We start from the raw sequence: 23504 nt of genomic DNA on the forward strand, positions 1-23504 counted from the left end.
AGATTTGTGTAAGCATTCTGCCTCCGTTTTTATTTTTAGGGAGATAATTAACGCGGATTTAAGTATATCACTCATCTTCGTATTGTAATGCTGGTGTTTCCACTGTTTTGCCTTTTTTCTTCATCCAGGTATAGTAGAAAAACAGCCTGACGGTATGGTTATAGTCGTATTGGTAGCCACTAGCTTTCTGGGAGCTGACAAACATATAGCCGAAATCGAAAGACCAGCCAGAGCCCATATTCTGGCGTATTCCCGCAAAAGCCCTGAACTGATCGAATGTATTATTCACAATGGTTTTACCAAATTGCACGGCCACCTCGTTGGCGAGAGAAATTTGCGGTACAAAAGGTTTGGGAGAAAGTGGAATGCCTATGCTGATCAGATAGCGGAAGCGATTAGAAAAGTTATAGTTGCCGGTAGACTGATCGTTCTGCAATTGTTCGCGCCAGCGTTGCTCACTACGGAAGCGGTTGAGCAAAGCCACTTTCCCTACTTTGGTGGCATAGGCAATTTGCTCGTACCAGCGGTTTTCGTCGGCAAAGGTTTTATAACCTGGCGTGGTAGGGGCCAACCATAGATGTCCATAGCCAGTAATAAAGGAGAGCTGTTCGTTTAGCCAGTAGCCAACGCCGCCCCGAATAAAATAGAAGCTGTTATCTGCTACAAAATTATTCCTGCGCATATGCAGGTCGCCGATAAACCCCCAGTGACTATTGAGTCTGAACGTGGTGTTCAAACTAATCCAGGATTGTAACTGATTATTGATTTCTTTTTTCTGCTGTGCAAGACTTGGCGCAGCTGTCAGTAACAGGAACCATAATAAGCGATGCTTCATAAAATTGTGGTGCTATTGTGGCACCAGGAAATTACAATCAAACGAAGGGGAATGTTCGGTGATAGATTATTAGCCGTCATTAAAAATTATTATCTTCCTGCACCATGAAAGAAAAAGCGACGCTTAGAATTATCCTTATATTTTGCCTGGTAAAGTTAATTTTCCATCTTATTTCCGACTCCCATACGGGATTTCAGGGAGATGAACCATTACATATTTCCGCAGGCAACCACCTGGCCTGGGGGTATATGGAATTTCCACCCATGATAGGTTTAATTGCTTTTGTGCAAAACCTTTTTCATTCTGATAGTATTTACGTACATCATATTTTACCACATCTGGCGAGCCTGCTGATAATAGTTGTAATCGGGCTAACCACTAAAGCTGCGGGCGGAGGGCCTAAAGCCGTGTTCCTGGCATTACTGGCATATGTTATAGCGCCGGCTTCCGGTGGATCTACCTTACAGCCGGTTGTCTTCAGTCAGTTATGCTGGGTGCTGAGTTTTTATCAGTTGCTGAAATTCATGCAACATCTTGATAAAAAAAATCTCTGGTACCTGACCATTTTTGTAACGCTTGGTTTCCTGACCAAATACGATATTATCTTCTTTATGGTGGGTTTGCCGGCCTTACTCACGAGTAAGCGCATACGAAAAGCACTCGTATTGCATCGCTGGTGGCAGTGTGTTTTATTTTTCCTGGTAGTGATATCGCCTAATATTTTCTGGCAAAGTCAGCATGAATGGCCGGTTTACCAGATGTTTCACCGACTCTACGAAACCCAGCTGGATCAGTTGAGCAAGGGTGGTATCCTGAAAGGTATAATACTGGCATCAAATCCGCTGAGTTTATTATTATTGGTACCAGGCACTATCTGGCTTTTTATCAGGCGACCCGGGGAAATATACCGCTCGGTCGGAATTTCAATCATGCTGTCATTGCTGGTGTTGCTGGCGGCTAAGGGTAAGCCTTACTATTTCTTCTCCATCCTATTTACCATATTACCATTTGGGGCAGTATGGATAGAACAGCAGGTAATAGCCAGACAACAATGGCTGCTATGGCCCATTACCGCCATATTGCTGGTAGGTACGATGATGATACCATTTGGATTCCCGCTGTTGACACTAGACAACTACCTGAAGTACTATTATAAATTTCAAGAGAGGGAAGTGCCAGGTGCTAAGTACGCAGTGCCTTATGAAGAATATTATACAAAAGAAATGTGGCCTTATGTACTAGGGGAAATGCGTGCTGTATATGATAGTTTGCCTGCCGCAGAAAAAAGAGACTGTATGGTCTGGGGCAAACATTATAATCAGACTGGGATTTTAGAATTAGAAGGAAAGCAATATGGCTTACCCAAAGAATTTGGTTATCATGGTAGTTTTTATAGCTGGGCGCCAGTAAGTGGAGTTATGCCGCAAACCGTAATAGCGTTGGCATTTAAGGACACACCTGATTATTTCTTTACGCCTTTTTATGAAGAGGTAATACCAGTAAGAGTAATTCCAAATATCTATGCTGGTGTGGAAGGCAGGGTGAATCAGACGATATACATCTGCAAGAAACCCAAATATAACTTCACTGAGATGAAAGAGCAGTTTAGAAAAAGGATATTCGAGTAAGATTTCTATATAAAAAAAACTTGTGAAAGCTTTACCACAATTAGCTTTCACAAGTTTTTTTATATAGATGCTGTTGGTGTTTTATTACGCTACCACATGGCGTGTTTCATTTATTACCTGTAATGCATCAACCGGAGAAGAGCGATATAAATGATAGAGCGCTTCTGTATCACCAACCCTTATTTCATAATTATCTTCAGCAAGACCTTGCATAAATTCGGTAGCTACCTGCGTTGGAGAAATACCTTTATGTCCATCTATGCCTTTGGAGAATGCTGTATTAACTAATGGCGGCATCAATTCAAATACACGGATATTGGAGCCAGTAAGACCAGCACGTAAAGCAGTGGTATAAGAATGAAGCGCGGCTTTGGTCGCAGAATAGGACGACACACGCAGCAAAGGAACAAACGCTGCTACTGAGCTGACATTTACAATAGTTGCTGCTGGCTGTAGCAGGAGTCCAGGCAATAACAATTCATTCAATCTGATAACGGAGAGGTAATTGGTATGCATTTCGGCGGATGCTTTTTCATAGGCCTGGCCATCGCTGACGAAGTTATTCAGGAAAGCCGCGCCGGCATTATTAATGACCATATTCAGCTGCGGAAAATTTTCCTGCATATAGGCAACCAGGGCAGCGGCATCATTAGCGTCTGCAATATCTCCATTGAAAGTATGCACCCCCGCTAAAGTGTTGGCCGCAGCTGTTAATCTTTCTTTATTTCTGCCTGTAATAATAACAGTATTTCCTGCAGTTAATAATTGTTTGGCAATCTCGAAACCTATGCCGGCGCTGCCGCCGGTGATAAGCACCGTGTTTTGTGTTGTTTTCATGTATTTAGATTTATGAGATGAATGTTAATGGTCCTGGATATTTTTTAATGCAAGTGCTGGTGTATTGCGCTTCTGTACCATGAATAGGAGCGGCAGACAAGCAAGAAAGAGGATGCCCACTAAAGCAAAGGAATCGAGGTAGCTAAGCAGGGTAGATTGCTTTACTACGCCGTATTCCAGTAGCCCTAAGGCGCGTTGATGTGCGGTGCCTGGCGTGCTGCCGTGAGACAGAAAATAATGCGCATAGCCGTTGAGGCGTTCTGTTACAGCAGGGTTATCCGGGTTCAGATCAGCAACCAGGTGGTTTCTATGATAGGCGCTACGCCTTGCCGTATAGGTATTAACGATAGCGATCCCAAAGGAGCCGCCCAGTTGTCGCATCATATTGTTGAGTGCTGCCCCTTGCGGGATATCCTTCATCTCCAGTGTGGAAACGGCCAGCATGGTAAGTGGTACAGTTAATAACGCAATACCTACCGCACGGTAGATCAGGTTGCCGCTGATAAGTTGAGCAGAAGCATCGGTACTAAGTGTAGCCATGGTATAGGAGAAGTAGATAAAGAGTGTAAACCCTATGACGATCATAACCACAGGTGATAGCCCGTTTTGCAACAAGCGGCCGCTGATGATGAGCGAGAGTAAAGCAAAGAAGGAGCCGGGGAGAAGTAAAAGCCCTGTTTCTAACGGTGTGAAACCGAGTAGTCGCTGGGCGAAAACCGGTGTGAGATACACAGAAGTAAACATACCTATGCCGGTGATAAAAGTAAGTATAGCCGCTACCGTTAGCGTACGACTTTTAAAAACGCGGAGATTGACCACGGGTTCATCTACCTGTAATTCCCAGATAATAAACAAGGTGATGGCTGCAATCGCGATGACTGTGAAAACGGTGATGTAGGTGGTATCAAACCAGTCTTCTTCCTGGCCGCGTTCCAGTACTGTTTGCAGCGTACTGACCCCGATGATGAGTAGCAGGATGCCTGTCCAGTCTATTTTTTTTACTGTTTGTTTGATGGGGGATTCTTGTAGTAAAAGAAGGCAGGAGAGGATTACTGCGATGCCTACGGGAATGTTGATATAGAATATCCAGGGCCACGAAAAATTTTCGGTGATGAATCCACCGAGGGTAGGACCAATGGTAGGGCCGATGAATACCCCTAATCCGAAGAGGGCGCTGGCCATGCTTTGCTTTTCTTTGGGAAAGAGTTCAAACATAATGGTTTGAGAAACCGATAGGAGTGCGCCTCCACCCAGGCCTTGGAGAAAACGGAAGAACACCAGTACCCATATATTGGAGGCGTTGCCGCACATGAAGGAACAAATGGTGAAGAGTATAACGGAGCCGATGTAGTAGGTCCTGCGGCCGAGTGAGGTACTAAGGAAGCTGGACATGGGTATGACGATTACATTGGCGATGGCATAGGAAGTAACTACCCAGCTGGTATCGGCGAGTGTGGAGCCGAGGTTGCCACTCATGTGCGACAGTGCTACGTTGACGATGGAGATATCTATCAGCTCCATGATGGCTGCACTGATGACAGTGAATATGAGTATCTGTCTTTTTAAGGAGTTCATATACTGTTAATTATAATTAGACCGATCGGTCTTTTTTATGGCAAAAAAATAATCGCTCATCACCGGAGTATTAATGCCGTGAGCAAACCTTTTTGATGAATAATGCTGGTATAGCCAGGTCAGAGGCTGAAGGCGTTGATTTCCTGTCGGAGTGCGTCGGTAATGACTTTCATTTGCTGGTTATTATCTAGCACTTTGCAAACGAGGACGGCGCCTTCGTACATGGTAAACATTTTGATGGCAAAGGCCTGTGGGTTGATTTCCGGGGAAAACTCAGCATTGGCGATGCCACCTGCCACCAATCGGGCTATTCGGGCCTGACTGGCTTTTATGGCGGTTGCTACGCGTGCTTTCATTTCCGGATCGGTATCATCTGCTTCTGCACCAAAATTGATCATTGGGCAACCTCCTGCCTTTTCCATAACACTGGTATCTTCATAAAAATCCAGTAGGGCAAGCAGCTTCTCTTTGAAAGTCGCTTTTGTCTGTAGTTTTGCGTCTATACGCTGGCTAAGCCTGGCATAGAGGTAGCTGAATACCTCCTGGCAGATCTCTTCCTTGCTTTGAAAATTACCGTAGATCCCTCCTTTGGCAAGTTTGGTTGCCTCCATAATATCACTGACGGAGGTGCCGGCCATTCCTTTTTTATTGAGTAGTATGGCTGACTGCTCAATAATAAACTGCCTTGTTTTTTCTCCTTTCGTCGTCATGGTACAAAATTAAGACCGATCGGTTTATTTTTCCAAATTTATTTTGAAAAATCTGGAGATAGTGATTACTGTTGGGGTGGTAGCTGATCTTTTTTCATGAGTAAACTGTAGCTAATGGTTTGGCTTTTAGGATGTTGAAGAATGTGTTGATAGAGCCAGTTTGCTCTGGTTGCCAGCTCGGGGTTGTTGGTGGCGGTAGCTTTAAATTTGAGGGAATCGGCGATCAGTTCCAGCAGTTGATCGCTGGCATCACTGATTTCGAGGAATTGCGACAGTTGTTGTAGCGGCATTTCTTCAAAGGTTTTGAAGTCGAGCTTAAATTCTGATAGCAAAAAATTCAGTTGTGCTTCATACGAAGGCAGATCTGACGGGCCTCCTGCGCCTACGAGGCGTTTCAATGCTGCAAATGCTTCGGCGATCATGCGTTCGAGATAATCACTCTTTCTGTGCTGAATAGGCATAATGCTATTTATTTCTTTGCAAGTTAACTAAAAAGCCACGGACAGGAATATAAAACCTCCTGCTTGCAAACGGTGTGTTTGTCGGGCAGGAGGTAATGTTTTAGTTAACGAAGCCTGGATTATTGCAGTATTTTCAGTTTTTCCGGGTCTACTATATTATTGACTTGAATAATTGCATCACCAGCTTCATTGAGTTCGAATACCTGGCAGGAGGAGAGTTTGCCTTCCACAAAGAAAAGGAAAGCTGGCTGATGATTGATCCATCGGAATACCATTTCTGCTTTTGCTTGCCATTTGTCGAAGATCAGTTGGAGCAGTGGAGCCACTTCTGTAGCGCCAGTGCAGAATTTGCGCACCACATTCAGGTGAGGGCCGCCATCTGCGATCATGGTAATTTCGGCAGATAACATATTTTCTACCCTATGTACATCCCCTTGGCGAATGGCATCTATATAGCTATACAGCAGGTCTGTCGCCTTTTGTTGCTCCTCAGCTGACCGGGTAATAGATCCGGGCTTATAGAGCCTGGATTTAGCCCTGCTGAGCAGTTTTCTGGAGTATTCCTCGGAAATGGATAATACCTCCGCGATATCTTTATGATCATAGTCAAAACTTTCACGCAGAATAAATACAGCCCTTTCCATGGTGCTTAATTTCTCCATAATGATCATCAGAGAATAAGAAAGTATGTCTTTGAGATATAAATTCTTATCTGCATTATCATCTGTAGCGATAGGTTCTGGCAGCCACTCTGCGGGTTGAGGGCTCATCTTCTTTTTTCTGTTCTTATAATTGATCGCCAGGTTGATGACACTTTTTATAAGATAGTTTTTTTCGTCAAGTATGCCTTCTTTTGGAGAGGTGTAATGTTTGGAAATAACGTCCTGGATTACATCTTTCGCATCTTCTGCTGATCCGAGAATATTATAAGCGTATGGGAAAAGTACCTGTTGATAGTCTGTCATGAAAAGTAGGTTTAACGATTAAAATTAAGCATATTGTCCCACTTTGTAATCGCCAGGCACGGTGAGGAATGCTTTGTTTAAGCGGTTCCAGGTATTGATCATGGCTACGGCGAGTGTGATGTCAGCAATCTGTTGTTTATTATAGAACTGTTGCAGCGCTTCAAAAGTTTCGTCTTTTACATGCATTTCAGTTACTTCTTCTGCATAAGCCAGTACTGCCTGTTCTTCGGCGGAGTAGTAAGGGCATTCTCTCCATGCGCCGATAGAATAGAGGCGCTGCGGATTTTCGTTATTGTGAATTGCATCTTTGTAATGCATATCCAGGCAATAAGCGCAGCCATTCATCAGGGATACACGGAAATTGATTAATTCCTGTATAACAGGGCTGATGCTGGAATTCTTAATATAAGCGCCTGTTTTGAAAAGTCCGTCGGAAAAGCCTTTAGCGGTGTCTTGGAAGGTGATTCTTGCTTTCATAATTATTGGATTTGTATATAAGACCAATTAGAAAATCGAAACGTGACAACTTTTGGAAGAAAATTTCAGATTTTTTTTAAAACACTTGTCTGTGGAGTGTTTTGGGTGAAATGTTTTTCTGAAAAATTGAAGACAAGAGCTGTTGTCCGATATGATTTGAAGGGAGCCTGTTATTTAAACCGATTGGTTTGAATAACAGGCAATTGGAAATAGCTGAGTACCTGATTAGTTATGTTGACCAATTTTATAATCGCCAGGAACAGTGAGGAACGCCTTGTTTAATCGGTTCCAGGTATTGATCATGGCTACGGCGAGCGTAATATCAGCAATCTGTTGTTTGTTATAGAACTGTTGCAGCGCTTCAAAAGTTTCGTCTTTCACATGCATTTCAGTTACTTCTTCTGCATAGGCCAGCACAGCCTGTTCTTCGGCAGAGTAGTAAGGGCATTCTCTCCATGCGCCGATAGAGTAGAGACGTTGTGGGTTTTCGCCGTTATGGATAGCGTCTTTAAAGTGCATATCTAAGCAATAAGCGCAGCCATTCATGAGAGAAATACGGAAGTTGATGAGTTCCTGCAACACAGGGGTGATACTCGAGTTCTTAATATAAGCACCAGATTTAAAAAGACCATCAAAAAAACCTTTATTGGTATCCTGGAAGTTGATTCTTGCTTTCATAATTTGTTTGATTTGTATATAAGACCAATCTCAAAATGAAAACGTGACAATAATGGCCAGAAATTTTAATAAATTTTTTAAATCCTTTGTGGTGGCTAGTTTTATAGATGAGGGGAATCAAATTTTCGCATGGTTGTTTAATGAAAAATGATTTGAAGTAATCCGATTGAAAGGGATTTTCGTAAATATTTTACGACCATATCTGCGGTAGCAGCTTTCATGTAATCATTGTTAACCAAGTATTCGTTGATAGCAACGAACAACCATTAAAATAGTTTTATATGCCATTAAATGTGAAATTTTCAAAAATTGGGTGGGCACTCTCAAATAATAGACCTTTGACACGGTATATTGCTCACAGAAGTAGTCATCTTACCAAACAGGAAAAGCACCGTGGTTTTTTTGAAATACCAGTCAAGGGTGAAGTTTTGATTGTATTTGTAGGGCCCGATCAGCGCACAAAAGAAGAAAAAGCACGAGATGGAGACAATATCGTGGAATATGTGCCTTGTTCACCATTAATTCAGTGGCTGAAAAGGCGATTTAAATTCTTTTAATTTTTTGGTTGGGCTTTAATGGGCACCACCTGTACATTATAAGGAATTTTTTGAGCAAAGAAAAGTCAGACAAATGTATGTAAAGTAACTTTTAAACTCAATGCCGTGAATTTAGCCATAGGTGCAATTTTGTTAACCATTTTGTTGATACCTCCATTAATATTTTATTACTTCTACTTTTCAGGCACTCATGCACGGGCTGCTCCAAAATACTCGATTCCTGAGTTCATGTTTGTTTCTTCCATTGCATCATTAGTCATTCATTGTAGTATTATCCGCTTAGGTGGATACAATATAAATTTTGAATTATTGTTCCGAATATTAGCAGGCCAGATGACTGACCACTATATAGCTACCGTGTGCAATAAATTACCGCAATATTTTTACCAATTCACCGCCTATTGTTTTTGGATAAGTATAGGAGCAGCTGTATCAGGATGGCTTGTTTCATGGTTTGTAAAGTCTGCCTGGTTGAGAAGCCGCTCATGGATAAAAAAAATCAGGAATGGAGAACCTCCTACGCACGCAGTCAGGTATTATAATAATTGGTGGTACTATTTCTGTTCCCACGAATATAGTTCCTCTGGTACATATCGAATTGGCGATTCCCATAATGTTTTAATAAGTATTCTCGTTGAAACAAAAGAGGCGAGTATTATATATGAAGGCATACTTTATGACTGGATTACCAACGGAGAGTCATTGGATAGGATTTATTTGAAAAAAGCGATTAGTAGGATTTCTTCAGTGAAAGCATTACATGAGGCAGCAATGCCGTTGGATAGCCAAGTCGATAATTTAGAAAGTGATGAATATGGTATCCTATGTATACCATATTCTAAAGTTACAAATATTCACCTCCGTTTTTTAAGTACACGTATTCAACGGAAAATTATCCTGACAGCAGAAGAAGCGCTTACAAGTTTCATTGAAGCAATAGAGGAGGATGATTTGCCCATACTTCAATTTGAGTAACCATCGATTAAGGGTATCTCTATTTGACTATCACAAATCTGATATTCACTTCATTTCTACTTATCCCCAAAAATTGCAAAGGCACGACTTCTGTATAGTTTCATTGGAAATGATAAAAAAATCCCGCCTGCTGGAAAGCAAACGGGATCTTGCTGATAGTGTTGCTATTTGTCTAGTAACCGGGGTTTTGCGACAGATTTTTATTCAAGTCGATCTCCTTCTGTGGTACCGGCCATAAATAATCTCTTTTTGGATTAAATAATCTCTGCTCAACAAGAACATGATTACCCGTAAGGCTCAGCGCTCCTGTGGTTTTGTCAACAGTTCCCAGTCTGGTGCCATACACTGGTCCTACACGCACATCATCACCAATCTGCCAGCGTTTTACATCATACCAACGCAGACCTTCCAATGCCAGCTCCACACGACGCTCACGTCTTACCAGGGTACGCAACTTATCCAGGCTGCTATAAACCGTACGGTCTACTTTAGGCATGCCTGCACGTACTCTCACCGCATCAATCGCATCATATACAGTACCGTCCATAACACCTGATTCTATCTGTGCTTCTGCATAGGTCAGCAATACCTCTGCATAGCGGATAACAATCATATTCAGGCCAGTATTCCACATGTCAGGATAGTCGGACAGGAAAGCTGTGAATTTCTTTTCGATATAGCCGGTTGGGCTGTTATTATTACCATTGTAGTAATCCGCACTACCCGCTTCTATGGAATTATAAAATACGCCTTCATATTTCTGGCCAGGACAAACGACGCTCGCGGTGAGTCGTGGGTCCCTGTTTTTGTAAGGCTCATTCTCATCATAACCGGAGGTTGGATCATCAATGGTTTTACCATTCGACATTTCATAAGCATCTACCAGCGCCTGGGTAGGACTGAGTGAAGCCCAGCCACCAAAGCCGGAAGATGGCATAATACCAATATCTCCGTTAGGTACATCATTCGCTTTGTATTGCACATCCAGAATAACCTCACTGTTATTTTCGTAGTTGATACGGAAGAGATCCTGGTAGCTAGGGTATAGTTGATAACCCAATCCCATAATCGTTTTGCAGTCTGTGATACAGTCGGCATACTTCTTATCATATAACTCCATCCTGGCTTTCAGCGATAAGGCTGCGCCCTGGGTGATGCGTCCAACATCACTGCCGGTATAAGAGACCGGGAGGTTTGGCGCGATATCTTTCAGTTCATCATAAACGAACTGCCTTACTGCTGTTACCGATGTCCTGGTCAGTTTTGCAGCTTCGTCAGTGGTCAATGTTTTTGTTACCAATGGCACGTCGCCGTATAGCTGCGTCATGGTAAAATACTGGTATGCACGAAGGAAACGTGCCTCTGATTTAAAACGCAGTTTCAGCGCATCATCCATTTTCGTCTGGTCAATATTTTCCATGAACCAGTTTACACGCTGTATGGTTTTATAATCCCAGCGGTTTTGTGTGTTATTGTCGGAAGCACTGGCGGTACCGTTACCGATGTGTTGATAGTTATCCCAGTACCACTGGCTGAAAGAGTTATCACTGGCTGCGTCCATATAAAGCAGGTTGTAATCTCCTTCCCAGCCGGCATAACAGCCGTTTAAGGCTGCCTGTGCATCAGATGCTGATTTCCACAGCGAACCGTTAGCGTAAGTATCTGTAGGTTTTGTATTGAGAAAATCTTTCTGACAGGCACTTTGCGTCATTCCTGCCAGCAATAGCATATATATGATTTTTCTTTTCATGGTCTGCTTGCTTTTGAATTAAAAGGTAACGTTCACGCCTATAGTATTTACTTTCACCTGAGGGTAGTAATACAAACTGCTGGCGATGTAAGCCTCTGGATCTACCCATTTGTAGAGATGATCGAAAGTCAGGATATTCTGTCCGCTGTAATAGATGCGGAATTTGCTGATACCTGCGCGTTTGAGCAGGCTTTCAGGAAGAGAATAACCAATCTGCAGATTTTTCAGGCGGAGATAACTTCCGTCTTTCACCCAGTAGGAGGAAGGCATTCCGGAAGGGTCGTTCTGTTTCTGTGAATACAGCAGTCTAGGCAGCGCTGCATTCGTATGGTCGGGTGTCCAGCTGTCCAGCATAGCAGAAGTAGGCTTACCTACTGTAGAACCGATTTCACCGAGTTTACCGGCATCAATGTATGTTTTAACGCTGGTAGCTCCCTGGAAGAACAGGCTCAGGTCAATCCCTTTCCATGCTGCGTTTAATGTCAGACCAAATGTAACCTTAGGGAAGTAAGAGCCGAGATAGATTTTATCTGCAGCGGTGATAGTATCGTTACCATCTTTATCAATGTAACGGATATCGCCAGGTTTGGTATTAGGGCCTTGGTATGGCGCTTTGTTGATTTCGTCCTGTGTCTGGAAGAGACCTTTCGCTTCATAGCCATAGAGTGCATTATAAGGGCGGCCTTGTATTGTTGCCGTATAGCCGTCGATGATAGGACTGGTGCCTTTAAGGTCGGATACAGTATTTTTAATTACTGAGGCGTTCAGGTTAGCACTGTAAGTAAAGTCACCTTTGCTATCGTGATAACCCAATGCAAATTCCCATCCCTTGTTATTTACTGTAACAGCATTCTGTACTGGGGCATTCAGGCCATAAGTAGCAGCAACAGGTAATGCCTTCAGGATATTATCAGTTGTACGGTTGAAATATTCAGCAGTAAAAGACACTTTATTATTGAACAGCGTTGCATCAAAACCAGCACCGCTCTGTGTGGTGCTTTCCCATTGCAGGAATGGATTTGCACCGTTAACAGGTGCTGCGCCTGGAGCTACTGTTGGAGAGGTACCACCGAAGGTATAGTTCTGACCAGTAGAGATGGTAGGAATTGTTGGATAGTAAGGGAATGTAGGAAAATTAGTAGCATCGATGGTGATTACGTTCTGGTTACCCAGTCGGCCCCATGAACCGCGTAACTTGAATGCGTTTACTACTGATTTCAGTGGCTGGAAGAATTTCTCTCTATCCAGGTTCCAACCTGCGGAGAAGGATGGATAAGCACCCCATCTGTAGCCATCCGCAAAGCGGCTGGAGCCATCATAACGGAGGTTAGCTTCAAAGAGATATTTACCATCATAATCATAGTTGATTCTGCCGAAAACAGATTGCAATGCCAGTTCTGCGCTATAGCCATTGGCTACCTGACCATCTGTGTAAGCTGCATTAACGTCAGTAATCAATGAATTGAGCATGCCTTTACGGTAAGCCGCATCATAGTTTACTTTATCCTGTTCCTGTGAATAACCAGCCATTGCTTTCAGGTTATGTTTACCAAAGCTGCGGGTATAATCGAGGAGGAACTGCGGAATAACTGCCGTGTAGCCGTTGTTCATATCTTTTACTGAGCTAGGGCCCTGGTAAAAGGTTGCATCTCCATTGGCATTATAATATTGTTGGTCAGCGATGAAATTCTTGATACGATTTGTTTTCAGCACATAACCTAATGACGGTCTTGCATGTAATCCTTTGATAGGTTCCCAGTCAAGGCCTACGTTTCCTAACAGGTCATAATAGGTATAGCTGTTGAAGCTACCGCCTTCCAGCCATGCCATTGGGTTACCATCACCCACAGCACCGTAGTTGCCATTGGCATATTTATATGGAACGGTAGGGGAAATGCGGTTTGTCAGACGAACAAGCTGTGTGAAATCGCCGGTATAAGGGTTACTCGGCTCATTTCTGATGGTATTGGTAAAGCCGATGTTACCGGTAACATGCAGATTCTGGCGCACTTCCGAGTTGATATTCAGACGGGTCGTATATCTTTTAGCGTTAGTTTCTTTCACCAGACCATTTTCATCGAATACACCTAACGATAAGCTGTAAACAGTTTTTTCACCGCCGCCGTTGATACCGATATAATGATTTTGCTGAACGCCGCTTCCTTTATAGAAAAGTCCCAGCCAGTCAGTGTTTGGATAGTTATATGGATCAGAGCCATCTTTGAATTTCTGTATTTCGGCATCGGTATATCTAGGCGTGAGTCCTTCGTTTACCCTTGCTTTATTATACAGATCCGCAGCCTGCCATGAAGGAAGATATTCAGGCAAACCAGTTGGTTTCTGTTTACCTACATAACCTGAATAGGTGATGGAAGCAGGGCCTTTTTTTCCTTGTTTGGTGGTTACCAGTAAAACCCCGTTTGCTGCACGGGAGCCATAAATGGCTGCAGATGCCGCATCTTTTAATACGGAGATATTTGCGATATCATCCGGGTTGATGTTGTTGAGATCTCCGGAAGTGGCGATTACTCCATCGATAACGATCATTGGATCAGCAGTATTGAGTGTACCAATACCACGGATACGGATGCTACCATTATCAACACCTGGCTGGCCACTACGTGCAGACGTTACCGTTACACCTGGCATAGTACCCTGTAAAGCGTTGGTAACGGAGGTAGAAGGGCGGTTCGCCAGTTCTTTGGTTCCTACACTGGTGACAGCACCGGTGAGGTTAGCTTTTTTCTGGGTACCATAACCTACTACTACCAGTTGTTTCAGGCCTGCCACATCGGATTTCAGATGGATGTTCACGCTGCTGCGGCCACCCACTTTCACTTCCTGCATTTCATAACCAATACTAGTTACTACTAATATGGCATTACCGTCTGCACTCAGGTGGAAAGACCCATCAGCACTGGTGATAGCTCCTTTCTGTGTCCCTTTTACCATGATGGAAACGCCAGGAACAGGCTGACCGTTTTCATCGGTTACCTTACCTGTGATTTCTGCAGGTGGTGGCGGTGTAACAGTGTTTTTTACTGCTACCACTTCAGCTCGGGTAATAAAAACAGTATTCCCCTGGATGTCAAAACTAAGCTGCTGGCCTTTAAGGGCAGTTTCTACTGCTTCTTTAGGCGTAACATTTTTAACGTCCATGGTTACTGGATGGGCTTCTTTTAAATCTTCCTTATCATAGAAAAATAATAAGCCTGTTTGTCCCTTGATAACATGGAGGACTTTCTGTAAACTAGTTCCTTTCGTGGAATAGGTGACGGACTGCGCCGTGGTACTTGCGCTTACATGTAATACCAGCGCAAGTAAAAAGAAGGTAGTTAGCTTCATGACTAACAAGATTTTGGAGGGTACTTTCGCATTTCTCCAATAATTGCGGGTACCGGAACTACAAATAGCATTTGCTTGCATACTTTTGCAATGTTTGGTTGAGTTAATAAAAGTGGTTTACGGACTGCTTGAGACAAAACTGATCCGGCCGGGGTAGGACGCCAATCTTTAGCCCCGGTCTTTTTCATGTCATGTCTTGCTTGTTGTGGATGTTTACTGTCGCAAATTTTTCATTGTTATTTCTTTTTCATTGTTTCATAACTATGGCAGAATAATAATCCTGTTGCCGTTTTCAATTCTGTACTTTATCCTGGTTTTAGCCAGTCCTTTTAATACCTGGTCCAGTGTCAGGTTTCTGCCTATATCGCCGGAGAAGGTGCGGGCAGGCAGTTGGCCATCATAGCTTACTTCTACATTATACCAACGGGCGAGCTGGCGCATAACGGTGGCCAGGTCGGCGTTGTCAAAAGAGAAGTAGCCATCTTTCCAGGCGACTACCTGTTGTGTATTAGCATGATCGTTTATTTGTATATCGCCGTTGGCTTTTATGCTGGATTGCTGGCCTGGTTGCAGTACATGTTCTTTGTTGTTGCTACTGACTTTTACAGCTCCCTGTAGAAGGGTCGTACGAATACTTTCTTCGTCTGTATAAGCATTGATATTAAAATTCGTTCCTAGCACCATAATATGGGTATTTCCTGCCTGAACGATAAAGGCTTTATCTGCCATGGAAGCCACTTCAAAGTATACTTCACCGGTAATAGTTACCTTTCTTTCATTACCAGCAAAGGCGGCAGGGTAGGTGATAGACGAGCCTGCGTTTAGCCATACCAGTGTGCCATCCGGAAGCATCAGTTTATATTGGCCGCCGAGCGGGGTACTCATGGTATTGTACAATAGCTTTCCGTCTTTGGTGCCAGCGCCTTCATAGCTGATCTGGCCATTGGCCAGCTTTTTAATACGTGTGCTGCCTTGCTGGGCCAGTACGCCATTTCCGGCGCTATCGAGTGTAATCACACTTCCGTCTGCCAATGTCAGCGTGGCTTTGTTACCTCCAGGCTTCACGTCTGCCTGCGTACTTGATGCGATTATTACATCAGGAGCGGTATAGCTGGAAGCTTTATACAGCCAGGCGCCTATTATCAGCAGTGTAATCGCAGCTGCAGCATAGTACCATGCTATACGTCGTGGTGGGGTAGATATATGAGTATCTTCCTGCAGTGGCTTGTCTGCACCAAGGATTTGCTGTACAAGGGGTTGCCATTCGACAGCGTTATAGCTGCTGTCTGCAGGTAGCTGATGCGTGGCATGAAATGCATCTATGGCGGCTACTACAGCACCGGAATCATCTTCCTGGATGATGCTGAGCAGTTCCTGGTATTCATTGTCCCCTGCCTGTTGGGTGTGTATCTGCACCAACAGGAAATGTAATCTCTCTAAATCCGGCACCCGCGCGTGTTTTCTTTGATATAATTAATACTGTTGTAAGTAATGTTTTACAAGCTCTCATAGTATACGTACCGTGAAAAAACAAATAGTACCTATCGACTTAAAAAAAAATTAATAATTCACATGAAGGGTAAGAAGGATAATAGGAAGAACGATGCCGTGCATCGCGAGGTATTCGCGGATAAACCGAAGAGAACGGACCAATGAATTTTTTACGGTCTGATTGGAAATAGATAATTGTGATGCGATATCAGCTATCTTCATATCTGTTTCCCTGCTCAGCTGATAAATACGTCGGGCCTGCGGTGGCAAGAGGTTTACCGCTTGTTGCAGCAAATTCCTGGTTTCCGAAAGTGCAAGGTCCTCTTCTGTATCATTGGATACAGCCACCTGTAAATGGCCCAATTGCTCACTGGCTTTGGTCCTTACGCCCTGGCGTTGCAGCCAGGAATAACAACGGTGATATACCATCCGAAATATCCAGTTGTGAGGAGTTTCTATGGTGTCGAGCTTGTCACGGCTTAACCATAAACCAAGAAATATTTCCTGGAGAATATCTTTTTGTGGCTCATCTGTTTTGACTACACTGGTAATAACAGGAAGAATCTTTGGTGCATATAAATGAAATAGCTCCTCAAAAGCAGTCTCATTTCCGGCTGCAATTTGCTTAAATAATATCTTGGCCTGTGCTGTATCCTGATGAGCCATCCCCTGTTACTGTCGTTGTATGGCAAACTTATTACTATTTATAAAAAGACGGCTGATTTATAGTTGGTCTCTTTTACGTTTCCTCGTGCCGGCAACCGAAAAGTACAAAAAAAAGATAAAAAAACATGAAAAGTTTAATTTTCAAAACATTATCATCCAGGCACCCAAAAAAATATACTTTTTTAATTTATACTGATTATATTAGAAGGCCGACAACCGATTTCAGAGAGATCAGCGCTTACAGTGAACGTTTTTATAACCCATATTTTCTAGCATTTCTGTCATTTATCAAAAACCAAAATGTTCTCTCCAATGAAAATGTACCAAAGACTATTGTCTGCCCTTTTTGTATCTGTATTTCTATTCTCCTGTTCTAAAAACCTACAGGAGCCTGCCACTAATGTTAATGCAGCCAGTCTTGTTTCACCGGCTTCCGTGCCTGCAGCCTCGAGTTATGATGTAGCACTGGCAGGAAACGGATTCGTTACCACCCTCGCCAGTGGCGGCGTAGAGGTGATTACCTCCAATGGCCTTGGCAACTGGACCAACGCGAATAGTATTACCAGCACTTATTTCAGATTAGGCCTCACTGGCACGTTGAATATCACCGTACGCGCAAAGGTGCCCTCCGGAACAAGTGTGATCAAAGTAACAGTGAACGGAACTTCTTTTAACAAAACCATTACTGGTACCGGCTATACGGATTATAGTATAGGTTCGGTGAATGTTACTACCCCTGGCTATGTACAAGTAGATCTCCAGGGTGTCAGCAAAACAGGTGGCTACTTCGGCGATGTATCACATATTGTGATCAGTGGCACGGCTACTGCCAACAGTGTCGTTTATGCCAATGACGCCACTAACTATTATTGGTCAAGACGCGGACCTTCCGTGCATCTCAACTATACCATTCCATCTGGTACTACCGCAGAATGGTTTTATAATGAGGTAACTGTGCCTTCCGGCCAGGACAAAATCGGTTCTTATTTTATGTCCAATGGCTTCAATGGCGGTTATTTCGGGATGCAGGTAAACAGCGCTACTGAAAGAAGAATACTTTTTTCCATCTGGGACCCAAGCGTAGGAAAGACCTCATTAGTGCGTAAAGGCACTGATGTTGTTGATAATACATTTGGTGGTGAAGGTACCGGTGGACAAAGCTATCTGGTATTCAACTGGCAGGCAGGTACTACATATAAATTCCTCACGCATGTTTTGCCTGATGGTGCAGGAGGTACAGATTTTTCCTCCTGGATATATACCCCTGAAACCAGTACCTGGCGCTTCATTGCTACCTGGAAACAGCCTAATACCACCACTTATCTAGGCGGATTGTACTCTTTCCTGGAAAACTTCAATGATACCAACGGCTATCTTGGAAGGAGTGGTCAGTACAGCAATGCGTGGGTGCGTTCTACGGCAGGTACCTGGTACGAGCTTACCAGCGCCTATTTCACTGCAGATGCTACCGCTACGGCCGACCAGCGCCGTGATTACGCAGGTGGAGTGGATGCCTCCACGGGTCGCTTCTTCCTGAAAAATGGAGGGTTCTTCTCTAATTATGTGAGCTATAATCAAACGTTTACGCGCACAGCTAGCGGTGTTGCACCTGCTGTAAACCTCACCACATTGCCTTAATTGTATTGTAACAAACAGAAATGCTATTAAAATAAAAGAGGCAGTGCTGTATTAGCGCTGCCTCTCTTTTGTGAAACTTTTTTGTTAAGTAGTTTTATAAAGATACCAGCCATCACCCATATCCCTTAACATAATCAGGTTACCATTATAGAGATCAGGCAGATCTTTTTTATCTTTTACATACAGAAAGCCTACCCAGTTATCAATAATACCACCAATGATAAAATCTATATTTTTTCCGTGATCCTCTGTATCTGTGGCGATACTTTCTATCAACAGTTTTTTATAGACCGGCTCCATTTTCTTTACTAGCTGGCTCTCTGTTTTATCGTTGGTGCTTTTGCGTTGCAACTCTGCCAGGGCGCTGTCTTTTAGCTGGTTGAACGCAGCTTTGTTATCCAGGAAATGCTGCACGATGCTATCATCTGGCTGTAATATCAATTTGATATTTCCGAGCAGAAAATGATAATCATCCATAGATGTCAGCATCTTCAATGCATTGCCTGCTTTGTCTCTTTGCGCTGCGTCTATTAAGGTGTCGAGATAACCTTGCGGCATTTGTTCTAGTTCTTCCAGCTCGGCCTGCAGCATGCCTGTCATTGCCAGTGAGTTGATAGCGGTAAGTTTCCACACCTTATCCTTACGCATGGTCAGGTAATAGTCAGTGGCTTTGCCGTTGGGCTCCATCACGGTCATGTTTACCAAAGCAAGACTATCATGCAGTTCATCCAGGAGCCGCCATTTAAAGGAGGCGCCTGGAAAATCTTTAGCGCCGGGCACAAGGGTATCTGTTGTGGCAAAATCTCCTGCAAGGTATTGGTGTATGTCAGGGGAAGGCTGATGTGCGTAAATCATTTTTGCAACATCCAATGGCCCTTCTTTATTTGGGATGATCTGTTTGCAGCTGCAATGCCAGATCAACACCACCAGGAGGGTCAAACAGGGTCTGAAGTGATTTTTCATAGCATATATTAAACGTAATAAAGATACGACTATCTGGCCGGGGATGTATCTTGATAATTCTGTAGATTTTTTGTACCTTATCACGTTAAGATTCAGTTCGTTATATTATAGTGGTCTGTATAGTGGCACTGCAGAATATTCCCTATTTTCGTGAGAAACCAACTATCGCTATGGCATCTAAGCATATCAAACAGGTAATAGTAATGAGGAAGGACCTCAACATGCGGAAAGGAAAGATGATTGCACAGGGTGCGCATGCGAGTATTGCATTTCTGACCCGGCAGGCTACCGTTGAAGGCTATACTTTTCAGACACAACTACGCAACCCCGAAGAGGTATTGGAGTGGATGACGGAGGGTTTTAAGAAAATAGCGTTGAGCGTGGACTCTGAAGAAGAGTTGGACCGCATCTATCAGCAAGCCGTTGACGATGGATTAGTCGTTACTTTGATCACAGATTCGGGATTGACCGAATTCGGTGGTGTGCCTACCAAAACCTGTTGTGCTATAGGACCGAATAAAAATGAAGATATAGATAGAATTACCAAAGACCTGAAATTATTATAATATAGCCGGTACCGTGATAGGGGGGAGACTGTCATTACCTTCTTCGCTAGTTGATTGAAAATTTTTTTTACCAAGGCTATACGCTGCAATTATCGTGCAGTGGCCATTATTCCACTGACGTCGCCATGCAGTGGCATGTTACTTTTGTTAAAATCTGTGGAATATTTATCCTTTTTAGCTATCTTTTATATGAAATATGCCCGGTAAGGGGCCTGCTATACTCAGTCATTTTTTTCCCTCAAACTGCCCTGTAAAGGATAGATAGCTAATTTTTTCTCATAACCAATAACTATTAATACAACTCTTATGTATATCCGTATCCGCGGCTCTCCTCCTGCCGTCGCCCCAAATCCTATTCCAGGCAGCGTTGCCGTATCCTCCATAAATAACTATTGCGCCTTAGCTATACTCATATTGATACTCATACTCATCATCATCATTTAAACCGACATTTATTATGGAAAAAGCATTAAACCTTGAATTCCCGACCCCATCTGTTATCAGCCCTTATGCAACCCATATTCAGGAACATACGACTGAATGGGCGAAAAAATTTCATCTTATTAACGACGACAAAGTTACCTTCTTCAACAAAGCTAAATTTGGTTACTATGCAGCCAGGGAATATCCCGAAGCTTCCTATGTGGACCTCTGTATTGTAGGGGACCTCATCGCCTGGTTATTTACTGTAGATGATCAGTGCGACAGGGCCTCATCTAATGCAGTGGCAGCCGCCATCCTGAAAGAAATGCTCAACGGATTTATCGGTATTATCCGCAAAGGGGGGATTACCTTTACCTCCACCCGGCATCAGGTGTTGAATGAAAGCTTGCATGATATCATGATCCGATTCAAAAAGGTTAGTACTCCTTATTTGTACGAACAGTTTGCGGATTATATGGTCATGTATTTCGAAGAGTGTTTATGGGAAACAGATATGCAACTGAACGGACATGAACCTTCTATTAGGGAATACCTGGAACAGCGTCCGAAAACTGGTTTTTATATTATGTTTCCGATTATTTCTATGTTTAATGGCGTACAGCTACCCGCTGAAATCTACGGACATCCCATTCTAAAGGAAATAGAGCTGTTACTCAATCTCACGGCCAATCTTGCGAACGATTTGCATTCCCTGGAGAGAGAGAAGGCTTTGAAGACAAAAGGCCTTAACCTGGTATTTATCTACGAAAGAGAGCTGGATATATCCCTGGATGATGCTATTCGTGCTATCCGCAGGGAGTATGATCGCAATCTTGTAAAGATGGATAACCTGCGTAAGCGTTTTCCTTTTTGGGGCGTAGAATTGAACCGTCAGCTGGAAGAGTATATTGATGGCCTGTATGTAGTTATCAAAGCCTATTTTGACTGGGCGATAATAGATACATCTAGGTATCAATCCTGATTATTATAAATTCCTTTCGGGAGGTGCGTTTTCATCACAGCATGTAGTTCTTTAAAGGATAAAGGTTTTTTCAGGTAAGCAAGAGCGCCTGCTTTGAGCATTTCATCAGATTCATTTTCACTACCATTACTAAACGCATCTCCCGAAACGATTATCACTGGTATATCTGCATATCCGGGTACCTGTCGCAATTCATGCAACATCTGCCGGCCATCCATTACCGGCATGTGTGAATCAGAAATAATCAGGTCTGGCTTGTCCGCAATGGCCGCATCCAGTCCCTCTTTTCCATTGTCTGTGATTACTGTTTGAGCACCTGTTTTAGAAACAAACTTTTTGATGATCTGCTGGTTCATCAGATTATCATCCACAATCAACACCTTCAGTCCTGCAAATTCCTTTTCATTGATGCTGGCGGCTTCTGGCTGCGCTTCTGTAACTAATGGTTGCTGCCGGGATTGCGGACAGTTTTCCAATGGCATGGTGAATGCAAAAGTAGTATAGGAGCCATCACAGGAAACACTGATTTTACCATCCAGGCGGGCGATAAGATTCTGGGTGAGATGCAACCCGATGCCGGTTCCTTCAAGGAAAGTATTACGCTCAGATTCAAACGGCAGGAAGATGGTCCGGATTTTATCCTGGCTTAATACGCCCATATTACGTATACTGAATTCTGCTTCATTCTTCTTTTGTAAAGCAGCAATAAATATTTCACTGTTATTGTTAGAGAATTTAACCGCATTGGATACCAGATTATTCAGGATTTTCTTGAATACGATATCATCACAAAAAGCTTCTGGTTCGGCCAACTGGAAATCCAGTCGGATTGTTAATCCGCGCAGGTTGGCTACATATTGGTTCATCTGGATGCATTGCTCAATGCTGCTGAGCAGGTTGACCTTCTCTTTTTTAATATCATAGAATTTTCCTGCTTCTATCTTTTTAAAATCAAGGACATTGTCAATAATTTCTTTTGCGAGCAGGCTTGATGCCAATACGTTCTTTATCTCTGGGGCAATTTCCTGCATAGTGGGGTCATTGCTATGCTCCTTATGTGCCATATCCAATAGCTGTGCGGCGCCGAACAGGCTATTCAGCGGGGTCCTTACCTCATGGAAGGTTTCCCGGAGGAAGGCAGCATTAGCCATCAATACTGTATTGGTATGTCTGAGATGATTAAGTAACCCGTCAATCTCAATGACAAAGGCATACATCACATAAATGATAAAAAATAGCATTCCTGCTGTTGTACATAATCGCATAATAAAGGCGCTGGCCGGAGGAATTGCCATAGGGTGAATTACATGAAAATATACATTTGCCTGAATTAATAGCAACAACACGACTATTGCTATCAGCGACCATGTTCGTATACGCTTGTCCGTATAGGCGAGGAAAGAACCGCAGGTAAGAAAAATAATCAGGAAAGCGGTAACTACTTCGATTGGGATAGCATTGCCTAATAAGGTTGTCCAATAACCTGCAGCTATACAGTGAATGGAAAACATATTCAGGTTAGCCATGTCCCTTCTGCCCGCAACATTAAATGCCAAGACACCAAGCATACCAATGCCTTCCAGTAACAAAGGGATAAATACATACAAACTATCAACAAGCCAATAAAAAATACCTCCAAGTGCAAATACCAGTATGCTGGTAAAAAAAGCCAGAACATTTATATGTTTTGTCAATCTGCTTCCTGACTCATTCGGATTTTCCACTCCGGCATTCTTGATACGGTTAAAAAGGTTTAACAGATAGTGGAATACACGCATATTTTCCTATTTGAGGGTCTAACCTATTGCTACACTATTAATATATCGAATATACCATACTAAAAATCGTTAAAAGTGTATCAGATGTTAATGGATGTGATGTTATATTGATCTGAAATGAATAGAAATGATCTTGTGTTGTTAAAATTGAACCTTATGTGTAGCATACTATTGCAAATTCCTATTCCTCAATGATCACTACAC

21 protein-coding genes are annotated in these 23504 nt (G+C 43.0%); 7 read left to right on the plus strand and 14 right to left on the minus strand.

What is annotated here, in order from left to right; all coding sequences use genetic code 11:
- Positions 1-67 precede the first annotated feature (67 nt).
- A complete protein-coding gene (locus ACE38W_RS03025; RefSeq protein WP_375828753.1) occupies positions 68-835 on the minus strand; it encodes a DUF2490 domain-containing protein in 768 nt (255 codons plus the stop codon).
- Between the two features lie 104 nt (positions 836-939).
- Between ACE38W_RS03025 and ACE38W_RS03030 the strand changes: the two genes are divergently transcribed.
- Positions 940-2463: an ArnT family glycosyltransferase gene (locus ACE38W_RS03030; RefSeq protein ID WP_375828754.1), complete on the plus strand. Its 1524-nt coding sequence runs from the start codon at positions 940-942 to the stop codon at positions 2461-2463.
- 84 nt (positions 2464-2547) lie between these two features.
- Here ACE38W_RS03030 and ACE38W_RS03035 read toward each other — a convergent pair whose 3' ends face one another.
- From ACE38W_RS03035 to ACE38W_RS03065, 7 genes are all read right to left on the minus strand, one after another.
- Entirely contained in the window at positions 2548-3300 is a 753-nt protein-coding gene (locus ACE38W_RS03035; RefSeq protein ID WP_375828755.1) for an SDR family oxidoreductase, read from the minus strand.
- Positions 3301-3324: 24 nt separating this feature from the next.
- Positions 3325-4875, minus strand: a complete 1551-nt coding sequence (locus ACE38W_RS03040) for a DHA2 family efflux MFS transporter permease subunit (protein ID WP_375828756.1) — start codon at positions 4873-4875, stop codon at positions 3325-3327.
- A gap of 119 nt (positions 4876-4994) precedes the next feature.
- Positions 4995-5585, minus strand: coding sequence for a TetR/AcrR family transcriptional regulator (locus ACE38W_RS03045; protein WP_375828757.1), 591 nt, complete (start codon positions 5583-5585; stop codon positions 4995-4997).
- A gap of 65 nt (positions 5586-5650) precedes the next feature.
- On the minus strand, positions 5651-6046 hold the full coding sequence (locus ACE38W_RS03050; protein ID WP_375828758.1) for a hypothetical protein: 396 nt from the start codon (positions 6044-6046) through the stop codon (positions 5651-5653).
- 119 nt (positions 6047-6165) lie between these two features.
- A complete protein-coding gene (locus ACE38W_RS03055) occupies positions 6166-7011 on the minus strand; it encodes a sigma-70 family RNA polymerase sigma factor (protein ID WP_375828759.1) in 846 nt (281 codons plus the stop codon).
- Between the two features lie 24 nt (positions 7012-7035).
- A complete protein-coding gene (locus ACE38W_RS03060) occupies positions 7036-7488 on the minus strand; it encodes a carboxymuconolactone decarboxylase family protein (RefSeq protein ID WP_375828760.1) in 453 nt (150 codons plus the stop codon).
- Between the two features lie 225 nt (positions 7489-7713).
- Entirely contained in the window at positions 7714-8166 is a 453-nt protein-coding gene (locus ACE38W_RS03065; protein WP_375828761.1) for a carboxymuconolactone decarboxylase family protein, read from the minus strand.
- Between the two features lie 281 nt (positions 8167-8447).
- Between ACE38W_RS03065 and ACE38W_RS03070 the strand changes: the two genes are divergently transcribed.
- Together ACE38W_RS03070 and ACE38W_RS03075 are read left to right on the plus strand one after the other, a co-directional pair.
- Positions 8448-8723, plus strand: coding sequence for a hypothetical protein (locus ACE38W_RS03070; protein ID WP_375828762.1), 276 nt, complete (start codon positions 8448-8450; stop codon positions 8721-8723).
- A 105-nt stretch (positions 8724-8828) separates the two neighbouring features.
- Entirely contained in the window at positions 8829-9698 is an 870-nt protein-coding gene (locus ACE38W_RS03075; protein ID WP_375828763.1) for a hypothetical protein, read from the plus strand.
- A 172-nt stretch (positions 9699-9870) separates the two neighbouring features.
- Here ACE38W_RS03075 and ACE38W_RS03080 read toward each other — a convergent pair whose 3' ends face one another.
- The 4 genes from ACE38W_RS03080 to ACE38W_RS03095 form a co-directional block, all read right to left on the minus strand.
- Positions 9871-11448 (minus strand): RagB/SusD family nutrient uptake outer membrane protein, encoded by a 1578-nt coding sequence (locus tag ACE38W_RS03080; protein WP_375828764.1) that lies wholly within the window; start codon positions 11446-11448, stop codon positions 9871-9873.
- 18 nt (positions 11449-11466) lie between these two features.
- A complete protein-coding gene (locus ACE38W_RS03085; protein WP_375828765.1) occupies positions 11467-14793 on the minus strand; it encodes a TonB-dependent receptor in 3327 nt (1108 codons plus the stop codon).
- A 261-nt stretch (positions 14794-15054) separates the two neighbouring features.
- Positions 15055-16242 (minus strand): FecR family protein, encoded by a 1188-nt coding sequence (locus ACE38W_RS03090; protein WP_375828766.1) that lies wholly within the window; start codon positions 16240-16242, stop codon positions 15055-15057.
- A 111-nt stretch (positions 16243-16353) separates the two neighbouring features.
- Entirely contained in the window at positions 16354-16950 is a 597-nt protein-coding gene (locus tag ACE38W_RS03095; protein WP_375828767.1) for an RNA polymerase sigma-70 factor, read from the minus strand.
- A 312-nt stretch (positions 16951-17262) separates the two neighbouring features.
- On the opposite strand from ACE38W_RS03095, the gene ACE38W_RS03100 reads away from it, so the two are divergent.
- A complete protein-coding gene (locus ACE38W_RS03100; protein ID WP_375828768.1) occupies positions 17263-18588 on the plus strand; it encodes a DUF3472 domain-containing protein in 1326 nt (441 codons plus the stop codon).
- Positions 18589-18672: 84 nt separating this feature from the next.
- On the opposite strand, the gene ACE38W_RS03105 is transcribed toward ACE38W_RS03100, so the two are convergent.
- The gene (locus ACE38W_RS03105) at positions 18673-19551 is read right to left on the minus strand and encodes a hypothetical protein (protein WP_375828769.1); all 879 of its coding nucleotides are present in this window, start codon (positions 19549-19551) and stop codon (positions 18673-18675) included.
- 170 nt (positions 19552-19721) lie between these two features.
- Here ACE38W_RS03105 and pth2 point away from each other — a divergent pair, with 170 nt between their 5' ends.
- From pth2 to ACE38W_RS03120, 3 genes are all read left to right on the plus strand, one after another.
- Entirely contained in the window at positions 19722-20117 is a 396-nt protein-coding gene (gene pth2, locus ACE38W_RS03110) for an aminoacyl-tRNA hydrolase (protein WP_375828770.1), read from the plus strand.
- A 306-nt stretch (positions 20118-20423) separates the two neighbouring features.
- Entirely contained in the window at positions 20424-20561 is a 138-nt protein-coding gene (locus ACE38W_RS03115) for a hypothetical protein (protein ID WP_375828771.1), read from the plus strand.
- A gap of 13 nt (positions 20562-20574) precedes the next feature.
- Positions 20575-21522, plus strand: coding sequence for a hypothetical protein (locus ACE38W_RS03120; RefSeq protein ID WP_375828772.1), 948 nt, complete (start codon positions 20575-20577; stop codon positions 21520-21522).
- On the opposite strand, the gene ACE38W_RS03125 is transcribed toward ACE38W_RS03120, so the two are convergent.
- Positions 21513-23300 (minus strand): hybrid sensor histidine kinase/response regulator, encoded by a 1788-nt coding sequence (locus tag ACE38W_RS03125; RefSeq protein WP_375828773.1) that lies wholly within the window; start codon positions 23298-23300, stop codon positions 21513-21515. The genes ACE38W_RS03120 and ACE38W_RS03125 overlap by 10 nt on opposite strands.
- Positions 23301-23504 lie beyond the last annotated feature (204 nt).

It is taken from the genome of Chitinophaga sp. Hz27 (assembly GCF_042263525.1).
Classification (GTDB): Bacteria; Bacteroidota; Bacteroidia; order Chitinophagales; family Chitinophagaceae; genus Chitinophaga.

Excerpts from the sequence above, each read along its gene's own strand:
- ACE38W_RS03025 (WP_375828753.1), bottom strand. The coding sequence starts at position 835 with ATGAAGCATCGCTTATTATGGTTCCTGTTACTGACAGCTGCGCCAAGT.
- ACE38W_RS03030 (WP_375828754.1), top strand. The coding sequence starts at position 940 with ATGAAAGAAAAAGCGACGCTTAGAATTATCCTTATATTTTGCCTGGTA.
- ACE38W_RS03035 (WP_375828755.1), bottom strand. The coding sequence starts at position 3,300 with ATGAAAACAACACAAAACACGGTGCTTATCACCGGCGGCAGCGCCGGC.
- ACE38W_RS03040 (WP_375828756.1), bottom strand. The coding sequence starts at position 4,875 with ATGAACTCCTTAAAAAGACAGATACTCATATTCACTGTCATCAGTGCA.
- ACE38W_RS03045 (WP_375828757.1), bottom strand. The coding sequence starts at position 5,585 with ATGACGACGAAAGGAGAAAAAACAAGGCAGTTTATTATTGAGCAGTCA.
- ACE38W_RS03050 (WP_375828758.1), bottom strand. The coding sequence starts at position 6,046 with ATGCCTATTCAGCACAGAAAGAGTGATTATCTCGAACGCATGATCGCC.
- ACE38W_RS03055 (WP_375828759.1), bottom strand. The coding sequence starts at position 7,011 with ATGACAGACTATCAACAGGTACTTTTCCCATACGCTTATAATATTCTC.
- ACE38W_RS03060 (WP_375828760.1), bottom strand. The coding sequence starts at position 7,488 with ATGAAAGCAAGAATCACCTTCCAAGACACCGCTAAAGGCTTTTCCGAC.
- ACE38W_RS03065 (WP_375828761.1), bottom strand. The coding sequence starts at position 8,166 with ATGAAAGCAAGAATCAACTTCCAGGATACCAATAAAGGTTTTTTTGAT.
- ACE38W_RS03070 (WP_375828762.1), top strand. The coding sequence starts at position 8,448 with ATGCCATTAAATGTGAAATTTTCAAAAATTGGGTGGGCACTCTCAAAT.
- ACE38W_RS03080 (WP_375828764.1), bottom strand. The coding sequence starts at position 11,448 with ATGAAAAGAAAAATCATATATATGCTATTGCTGGCAGGAATGACGCAA.
- ACE38W_RS03085 (WP_375828765.1), bottom strand. The coding sequence starts at position 14,793 with ATGAAGCTAACTACCTTCTTTTTACTTGCGCTGGTATTACATGTAAGC.
- ACE38W_RS03095 (WP_375828767.1), bottom strand. The coding sequence starts at position 16,950 with ATGGCTCATCAGGATACAGCACAGGCCAAGATATTATTTAAGCAAATT.
- ACE38W_RS03100 (WP_375828768.1), top strand. The coding sequence starts at position 17,263 with ATGAAAATGTACCAAAGACTATTGTCTGCCCTTTTTGTATCTGTATTT.
- ACE38W_RS03105 (WP_375828769.1), bottom strand. The coding sequence starts at position 19,551 with ATGAAAAATCACTTCAGACCCTGTTTGACCCTCCTGGTGGTGTTGATC.
- pth2 (WP_375828770.1), top strand. The coding sequence starts at position 19,722 with ATGGCATCTAAGCATATCAAACAGGTAATAGTAATGAGGAAGGACCTC.
- ACE38W_RS03115 (WP_375828771.1), top strand. The coding sequence starts at position 20,424 with ATGTATATCCGTATCCGCGGCTCTCCTCCTGCCGTCGCCCCAAATCCT.
- ACE38W_RS03120 (WP_375828772.1), top strand. The coding sequence starts at position 20,575 with ATGGAAAAAGCATTAAACCTTGAATTCCCGACCCCATCTGTTATCAGC.
- ACE38W_RS03125 (WP_375828773.1), bottom strand. The coding sequence starts at position 23,300 with ATGCGTGTATTCCACTATCTGTTAAACCTTTTTAACCGTATCAAGAAT.